This is a genomic window from Dorea sp. OM07-5, from assembly GCF_003481355.1.
In the GTDB taxonomy this organism is placed as follows: Bacteria; Bacillota; Clostridia; order Lachnospirales; family Lachnospiraceae; genus Dorea_D; species Dorea_D hominis.
Window position 1 is genome coordinate 8,555 of the sequence record NZ_QUKZ01000027.1, and the last position, 7,792, is coordinate 16,346.

Consider the following 7,792-nt stretch of genomic DNA (forward strand, 5'->3'; position numbering starts at 1 on the left):
TGTTCTCCATGTCTTTCCGACAGAACCATATAAGTTTCCGGAAGCATAACTGCCTGTCAGTAATAAATCTGCGGACAGATAGAATGTATCTCCACCATAAATCTGGATGTTTCCATTTGTAACACTTGTTCCTTTGGAAAGATTATGTGCAGTCACATTTTCCGGTACACTCAATGTCACATAGTTTCTGTGATCTCCAGACAGTGTGATATTTGATGTTTTCTGGATGTTTCCATCCCGTACTGCATTCAGCTTTGTACTTGAAAGGCTCAGTTCACCTTTTGGCGGTTCTTCCTGTCCAAACAGATAATTGATATATGCGATAACCCCTGCATTTACAAGGTCATTATAATTACATCCTGTAAATCCGGCTTCTCCTGCATAAGCGTAGCTGGCTGCAATGTGTGTATACACATACTTTTCATCTTCCGTTTTTCCAGACAGATAACTTCCTGTCAGATCTCCTGCCCCGCCATAACCATAATAAAGGACTTTCTGCAAATTTTTATTGCTGTCCAGTACCTGTGCTACATAACTTCCACTCGGTGGGGATGCTTTCTGGGACTGAAGGCAGTATGCAATTTTTCCATTGACTGTAAACAGGCAAGTAAGATAATTTCCAATATAACTTGGATAATAGATAGTTCTCCCCTTTGTCAATGTAACTGTGGAACCGCTGCTTGTAGCTCTTTCAGCCGCAGACAATACCATCACATTTCCCTCTTCGATGTCCTCTTTCAGTTCTTTGACTGCCTGTGCAGATGCATCTTCTTCGGATGTTTCAATTTCTACATCTGTGTAGTTCTGCACAGGCGAATCCGAATCATCTTCAGATTCTGTATCTGACTTCTGTTTCTCTCCACCATTTTCTTCGGAATGTGCCTGACCTTCTGTATCCGTCAGAGTCACTTTCCGGGTGATGGTATAGCTGTCACTCTTATCTTTTGGAACGACCATATAAGTGGCAATATATGTTCCTGCTTTGTCAGAATGATACTCTCCACCATTCTCATCTTTGATACTTACAAGCGTAACCTCTTCTTTTTCTGTATCATAATGGATTCCTTCCATACTGGTTTCCACTGCAAATGTATCATCCGAAACTGCTTTTGTGATATCATCTGCCGTAACTGATGTATCTTTCTGGCTTGTTACCGCCTGTACTTCCGTCTGCTGTTCCGAGCCTGACTGTTCGGCCGCAAACGCATTCGCACTGCTCAAGGTACTGGCGCCCATCAGGACAGCCAGTCCAAAAGCAGCAATTCTGGTCTTTAATTTTCTAACCTTCATGTGCTTTTCCTTCCTATTATAAATAGATTTTTTTCAGTAAAATACCGCAGAAGATGTTTCCTCTGCGGTACGTTTTATCTTGCATATCGATTTTTTTCTTTTTTTACTTCCTGTCTGGTACGTTTTACCGCTTCCATGACAGACTCCGTTGGAATCTGGTTATCCTTACATCCTTCCAGAATCCCATCCAGATAGAATTTTGATGGCTTTGCAGGAACATCTTTGTGCGGAGCGTTCATCATGTATACAAACACTTCTTTCTCCACACTCTCCTGATTTTTTACCCGAATCGATTCTTTCCTATAAAAACTTGGGAATCCTTCATAAAAATCCAGACTCTTCTCACACGCTTCTGTGATTTTCCATAAGACTCCTTCGACACAGCTTCCTTTTTCCGGCAGTACCGTTGCTACCCCATTGCCCGGAGCCCTTCCTCGAAATGCCAGTCGATAATCTTCAAGCCGGATATTTTCCACAACTTCCGCAGCCGGACACCTGTACTTCATCTGCTCCAGATTCATGTTGCTGCCATAAGCAAAATAATATCTATCTTCCATTTTCTCACCTCTATCTGACTTCTTCTGTCCTTTGATTTTTCTTCAGACACTCATACGTGCTTTTATCGTATCTCCACGCAAGATCACCATCCAGATTTGCTAGCAGATGTTTTCGGACATTTTTATATTCATCTCCGATTAATCCAAGTCTCAATAAAAATGTACGAAATGTAAATGCCGGATTTTCTGATATCAGTGTCTTTTTCATCTGTGTAGATCTCTGATTGATCGCCTGTGCGGAAATGGCTAATGCCAGTGTAATGTTTGCTCTTACCTTCCCTGCATGTAACGTGCTTTCAAAACAGCGCCATTCCAAAGTCCCCTTGGAAAACACAGCATGAAGATTTAAAGCATAATAACGGGTATGATCATAATGGATATGACTTCCATCCCTGCCTCCATACCAGACATTTCTTACTCGGTCCATAGTGATTGATTTATTTGGTATTTTTCGAATCTTCTCCAATACCTCCGGCCGCACCCTTTGGCAATAACTATTTGCTCTTCTTTCCTGCACTTTTAGTGCTTTGAACAGGATATCTTCCTTTGCATACATAATTGTCAGTGCATTTTTCAGGCTTTGCGGTGTATGATTCGATGCATCTACATGAACATGCTGACCACAGGACTCATTTACAAAACCTCCATGCCGTCGCAGACAGCGTACTACTTCCTGTAACTTACCCATTTCATCATAGGATAATTTCGGAGATACCATTTCTGTTGAATATTCTCTGCCTGCCTCTACAATTCGACCGCCTGCTTTTCGTTCTGTATGAATGCTCCCATCAGACATAAATTTCCACTTTTTCCCTTCCAAATCTCTCACTGACCAGATTCCGTAAGTCGTGCCGTCATAATATGCTTCTGTTCCAAACATTTCCGCAACAACTTCTGCAGCACGTTGTCTGGTAATTCCTGTCATCTCGATTTCTGTGCCAAAGAACTGGTCTTTTATGCCGATCATACCTAATGGATTCCTTTCTCAGACACTTCCTGTGCGTTCAGTTCGGAGTCTGCCTTTTGCAACAATCTTCCGATTGCCTCGATGACATTAACAGTTACCCCATTTCCAGCCTGTTTATAAAGCTGTGCATCAGAAGTGCAGTCTATGATCTTGTCAATCTGCCAGTCATAATAACCTTGCAGACGCAGGCACTCCCTCGGAACTAATCTTCTTATTCTTCCATGATACAAGATGCCATGACGATCGGTTGCAGTAATTGTGAACATCGGTTCTTCTGGATTTTTCATGCGTCTGCCATTCTGACGGACATTTTCTTTTGCTGGTGTAAGGACTGCTCTTGCTCCTTCTTCTCTTAATACGCCGGAACATTCTCCTTTGTGATTATGAATTCCTGATTGTCTGGTATTCAGACATCTGCAATGTTCTGTTACCAATGGTGGCGGTGACAAATCTACAAAATGAAGTGTTCCCTGTTGAATACCTGTAGTCAGGGTATGTGCAATCTGATGTCCGACTCTTCCTCTCCTGCTGTTGAGATTCGCATAGCCTAAATCGATGCTGTCACCCTCTCTTGCAAGTTTGTAGCCGAGCTTTGTATTTTCTTTAATTGGAACACCCACATCATATAATCCTGTCTTTCCACCCATTCCTCCTGCTTGTGATGTCAGGGTACAGCTTAATCCTTTTGGACTGTAGACTCTTTTTCCCTGACTTCCTGCCCGGATTTGAACAAGAGCTGCTCCATTTGTTTCTGGTTCAGGTAATACTTTTCCGGCACATCTGAAATCAAGATATCCGACAATATACACCCGTTTCCTTGCTTGGGGGACTCCGAAATCCTTGCTGTTAAGCACTTTCCATTCGACATGGTACCCCAGTTCAGAAAGCGTACTGAGGATGGTGCAAAACGTCCGGCCTTTGTCATGCGATAACAAACCGGGAACATTTTCAAGGATAAAATACGAGGGTCTTTTAGCTTCAAGAATCCGGGCAATTTCAAAAAAGAGAGTTCCTCTTGCGTCAGCAAATCCTTCTCGCTTTCCGGCGATAGAGAATGCCTGGCAAGGAAATCCTGCACAGAGTAAATCAAAATCCGGCATTCGTTCTGGTTCAATTGTTCATGCATCACTACAATACCACTCCCCTTCTGTGTCAAACAGCAATCGGTAGTTCTTATCCGCATAAGTATCCACCTCACAATGTCCGACACAGACAAAGTTTCCTGCCCGTCTTAAGCCTTCACGGAATCCCCCGATTCCGCTAAAGAGATCAAAAAATTGAATGGTTGCGGCTATCAACCTCCTTTTTGCTGATAAAAACAGGCGGCATGATCTCTCATACCGCCATTCGTTCTTCTGTATCAATTGGTTACCATTCTGTTGGTTCTTCTGCTTTGGTTTCTTCTTCCAGATCAGTTTCTCTTTCTGGTTCGTTTTCCTCTTCCGGTTCGCTTTCCCCTTCTGGTTCGTTTTCCTCTTTCGGTTCGCTCTCTCCTTCTGGTTCGCTTTCTCCTTCTGGCTCGCTTTCCTCTTCTGGTTCACTTTCCCTTTCCGGCTCAGTTCTTTCTTCCGGTTGAGTTTCTTCTGTTCTCAATTCTCCGGTTGTCTGTTCGGATTCTTCAGGCTGCTCTTTGCTTTGCCATTCGGCCTCTGCCTTTTCCAGTGCTTCTTCTATAATCTGAATTAAGAAGTCCTTCTGTTTCATGTGTTTCTTTCCGATGACAACTTTTAATCTCTGAAATAATTCCTCTGATACCTGTACTGCTACTGTTCTTACTGCTCCCATGCTTATTTCTCCTTTTCCTTCCAGTCTGTTGAAATGTTCTTCAATGACCTGTTGTAAAAATTTTTGTGTGCTGCTTTCTGTGAGTTCAATCTCTTCTCTTACTTTTTCATGTAAGTCCATCGGGATCTTTCCGCAGATATTTTTCATCTCTGCCATAGCTGGTCTCCTTTCTCTTTCGCTACACACAACATACTCCAAAGCCGCATGGAAAGCTATTCACAATACCCACCAAAGATAACGATGCATTTCTTGCCTTACCCCTAGCAGATCCAACAATGTATGTATCGTGCAATCATAGGCCTCACCCCCTTTACAAATTTTCCATTTGAGATAAAAAATCCATCATCTGATCTGGTATTCCTTCCGATGATGGTTTCATTGTCGATTGTTCCGTAGTGCCACATATTCCTAATTCCCGAACACTTTCTTTTATCGTCTTTTGAATGACTTCTTCCAGCCATTTCCGATCCTCTTTTTCCAGAATTGCCTGAACCAGATACTGGCTTTTCTGCCCTTCTGGAACACTTTGAAATTTCTCCCATGCCCTCTGGTGTTCTGGATTTTTCAGGTTTGGGCGGAACGAATACACCGGGCGTGTCATCTCGCCCACATCTGCTCTACAATCCGTTCATACCCTGTTGCGTTGGCATGGACGTCCTCTATAAAAACGGGGCGGCAAATCGCATCCTGTGCGGTCACGTGGCGTTTTAAAATTGCGGAGCCTCCACCCATAAATACGGTTGGTACTGCCCGGAGATCAAACCCGGATTCTGTCACCGCAGACAGTATTCTTTCGATATATTTCCGTCCGTTTTCCTGTATGATCCGTCTGGCCTCCTCTGCCATACTGCAAGATTCCCCCCGAAGCACACGCTCAATTTGAGTTTCTGTTACAGACAGTCCGGTATTTCTACGCACCTGTTCTGCTGTCTCGTCAATACATCGGATCACTCCAAGCTCCAGACTCCTGCACGTTGCTGCATTGGGAACAGCATTGTCCAGCCTCATAAGGTCAACGGTCCAGCCACCAATATCAACAAGCAGAACAGACGGTTCATTCTTCAGATACTCTGGATGCAGAGCAAGCGCAGAGTATCCCTGTGGGAACAGTTTCACATCTTTTATTGTTATCTCATATAACTCACTTTCATATAAAAATCGCACTGGCTGCTCTTTCCGCAACAGATACTCCCTGAATCCCTGTTTTTCTCTTCCGAAACTTGAAAGCGGAAGTCCGACAGCCAGAATTACCTCTGTCTTTCGTTCCGCTTTCCGATGCTTGATTTCTTCTGCAATGGCTGCCAACGTCAGCAGATAATAATTATCATTGGACGTTTTATTTTTTACCAGCGTCTGTCTTCCCGTACCGCAAACATAATACTTTCCCTGATACTGCAGAACATTCTGCATGGTATACGGCTCGTAATCATACCCAATAATTCCACTTGGGAAAGACACTTGTCTTGTTTTAATGGCATAATAGCCATGATCAATTCCTATGATTATCGCAATCACATCCTTTCATTTTTCTGTTTAACGTAATGTCAAAAATGCTTTCACTGCTGCAACGGATCGTTGCAAAAGTGCCATTCGTGAACACTTTTCTATGTTCCAGCGTCCCAAAACCTGCGGAAAATCTGGCTTTTTCATACCACTATAGCCAGAGGAACACTACTGTTCCTCCCCAGCCGGTTATAAAATATCCCTCTCCCGGCGGCGGTCCAGCCTGTCCGGGGGAGAGATATATCGCAAGTTTCCTTTTTGAACAATTGCCTGTCTTTTTATTTTTATGAGATGTTTTTCCTGCTTTTGTAAAATGGGAAGATACTCCGGTTCTGTCAGAAACTTCCGTATGTAATTTCCCTTTTCTCCCAGCCTGTTATCATTTTCTAGCAGCTCTATTTCCACCATGTAATGAGTATCTGGATGAAATCTCTTCTCACACAGAATGCTGTCCCCTTTTATATAATCGGATTTAGCCGATTCTCTTGCTGCCGCCAAGAGTTCATAAATACTTACTTCCACCTCTTATCACCTCCCAAAAGGTCAGAAAAAAGCAGACCTCTTAATCAAAGTCTGCTCCTGTCGGATATGGTAATCCTCTTTCTTCATATTTTTTATCGATATAATTTCGAATCCATTCCCTGTATTCTTCCGTTAATGCCAGTTCCTGAAATTCTAACAACCACTTTTCCCCTTTTGCTTCGTCATCAAGCCATCGATCTTCTATGCACTCCGGCTCATCTAACATTTTCATCATCGCTTCAAATGGCTCTTTTACATCATCACCAAATTCTTTCCATAAGGCGATTCCATAGTTCTCCAGTTCAAAAAATTCTGTCAGATATGTCAATCGTTCCATATCCCCCAATGTCATTCTTTTTTCACCTGACAATAATGCTCGATCTCTTTTGCCACATAGATTTAAAAATTTTCTCTTTTCCATCTCCACATCCATTATACTTTTACCTCTTCCTGTTAAAAATAATTCCTTATTACGAAACATTATAAAATTTAAATTCTTTAGAATCAATATATATATTTCTGTATTACGAATCTTTTTATTTTATAAGGGGAGTTCATCATTATGCAAAAGATTAGACCAGATATGGATATTGGTAAAAATATCCAAGCAATTCGATATAAAAACAATATGACTCAAGACCAAGTAGTTGCAAAATTAAATCTTATGGGTATCTCCATCACCAAAAGTACCTATGCCAAACTGGAAACAAATCGCATGAACATTAAGGCATCTGAATTAGTTGCACTTGCAAAACTCTTTCATACCGATATCAATGCTTTCTTTTCCGGCTTGCTATAGTTCGACATTCCCCGACTCCCTGTGTATATAATAGCATATTAAAAATAAGAACCAGTCTATATTCTTATCGGATATAAACCAGTTCTTTTTTCTTATCAAATAATATAAAAGTGACAGGGAATTCAGATTCTTATCTTCTGTCACTCATGTAATTATTATTCTATTTTAAATTTAATGAATTTACCCATTCTTGAATTTCTTTTTCAATGTTATTTTCTATATAAACGTCATACACATTTTTCCACATTATCTGTGTATACTGTTATTTTCAACCCCATAATTATAACTTGGTACACGCTATACACTACTATAAACTGTACTCCATTTTAAAAACGCCGATTGCAAACCTGCTGTTATACAGCGAGCTTC

9 protein-coding genes and 1 pseudogene are annotated in these 7,792 nt (G+C 41.6%); 1 reads left to right on the forward strand and 9 read right to left on the reverse strand.

Going from position 1 to position 7,792, the window contains the following annotated elements:
- The 9 genes and pseudogenes from DXC04_RS15940 to DXC04_RS14890 all read right to left on the reverse strand — a co-directional run.
- On the reverse strand, positions 1–1,290 hold a 1,290-nt coding region (locus tag DXC04_RS15940; protein ID WP_243112175.1), incomplete at its 3' end, for a thioester domain-containing protein.
- Between the two features lie 74 nt (positions 1,291–1,364).
- A complete protein-coding gene (locus DXC04_RS14855; RefSeq protein ID WP_117689641.1) occupies positions 1,365–1,847 on the reverse strand; it encodes a gamma-glutamylcyclotransferase family protein in 483 nt (160 codons plus the stop codon).
- A 10-nt stretch (positions 1,848–1,857) separates the two neighbouring features.
- Positions 1,858–2,814, reverse strand: coding sequence for an amidoligase family protein (locus DXC04_RS14860; protein WP_117497991.1), 957 nt, complete (start codon positions 2,812–2,814; stop codon positions 1,858–1,860).
- A gap of 2 nt (positions 2,815–2,816) precedes the next feature.
- Positions 2,817–4,112, reverse strand: a pseudogene (dcm, locus tag DXC04_RS14865) (DNA (cytosine-5-)-methyltransferase).
- A 70-nt stretch (positions 4,113–4,182) separates the two neighbouring features.
- Positions 4,183–4,755 carry a hypothetical protein gene (locus tag DXC04_RS14870; RefSeq protein WP_117689640.1) on the reverse strand — a complete coding sequence of 191 codons (573 nt, stop codon included), beginning with the start codon at positions 4,753–4,755 and terminating at the stop codon, positions 4,183–4,185.
- A 154-nt stretch (positions 4,756–4,909) separates the two neighbouring features.
- Complete coding sequence (locus tag DXC04_RS14875) at positions 4,910–5,200, reverse strand: plasmid segregation centromere-binding protein ParR (protein WP_117497985.1); 291 nt, start codon at positions 5,198–5,200, stop codon at positions 4,910–4,912.
- On the reverse strand, positions 5,197–6,105 hold the full coding sequence (locus DXC04_RS14880; RefSeq protein ID WP_158555569.1) for a ParM/StbA family protein: 909 nt from the start codon (positions 6,103–6,105) through the stop codon (positions 5,197–5,199). The genes DXC04_RS14875 and DXC04_RS14880 overlap by 4 nt, the downstream gene beginning before the upstream one ends.
- Positions 6,106–6,291: 186 nt before the next feature.
- Positions 6,292–6,624, reverse strand: a complete 333-nt coding sequence (locus DXC04_RS14885) for a DUF5720 family protein (RefSeq protein ID WP_117497983.1) — start codon at positions 6,622–6,624, stop codon at positions 6,292–6,294.
- A gap of 40 nt (positions 6,625–6,664) precedes the next feature.
- Positions 6,665–6,976, reverse strand: coding sequence for a hypothetical protein (locus DXC04_RS14890; RefSeq protein ID WP_215727210.1), 312 nt, complete (start codon positions 6,974–6,976; stop codon positions 6,665–6,667).
- A 210-nt stretch (positions 6,977–7,186) separates the two neighbouring features.
- Between DXC04_RS14890 and DXC04_RS14895 the strand changes: the two genes are divergently transcribed.
- On the forward strand, positions 7,187–7,423 hold the full coding sequence (locus DXC04_RS14895) for a helix-turn-helix domain-containing protein (RefSeq protein ID WP_005341369.1): 237 nt from the start codon (positions 7,187–7,189) through the stop codon (positions 7,421–7,423).
- The last annotated feature ends 369 nt before the right edge of the window (positions 7,424–7,792 follow it).

What these genes read in the sequence shown, in the direction of transcription:
- DXC04_RS14855 (WP_117689641.1), bottom strand. Translation starts at nt 1,847, where the DNA reads ATGGAAGATAGATATTATTTTGCTTATGGCAGCAACATGAATCTGGAG.
- DXC04_RS14860 (WP_117497991.1), bottom strand. Translation starts at nt 2,814, where the DNA reads ATGATCGGCATAAAAGACCAGTTCTTTGGCACAGAAATCGAGATGACA.
- DXC04_RS14870 (WP_117689640.1), bottom strand. Translation starts at nt 4,755, where the DNA reads ATGGCAGAGATGAAAAATATCTGCGGAAAGATCCCGATGGACTTACAT.
- DXC04_RS14875 (WP_117497985.1), bottom strand. Translation starts at nt 5,200, where the DNA reads ATGACACGCCCGGTGTATTCGTTCCGCCCAAACCTGAAAAATCCAGAA.
- DXC04_RS14890 (WP_215727210.1), bottom strand. Translation starts at nt 6,976, where the DNA reads ATGACATTGGGGGATATGGAACGATTGACATATCTGACAGAATTTTTT.
- DXC04_RS14895 (WP_005341369.1), top strand. Translation starts at nt 7,187, where the DNA reads ATGCAAAAGATTAGACCAGATATGGATATTGGTAAAAATATCCAAGCA.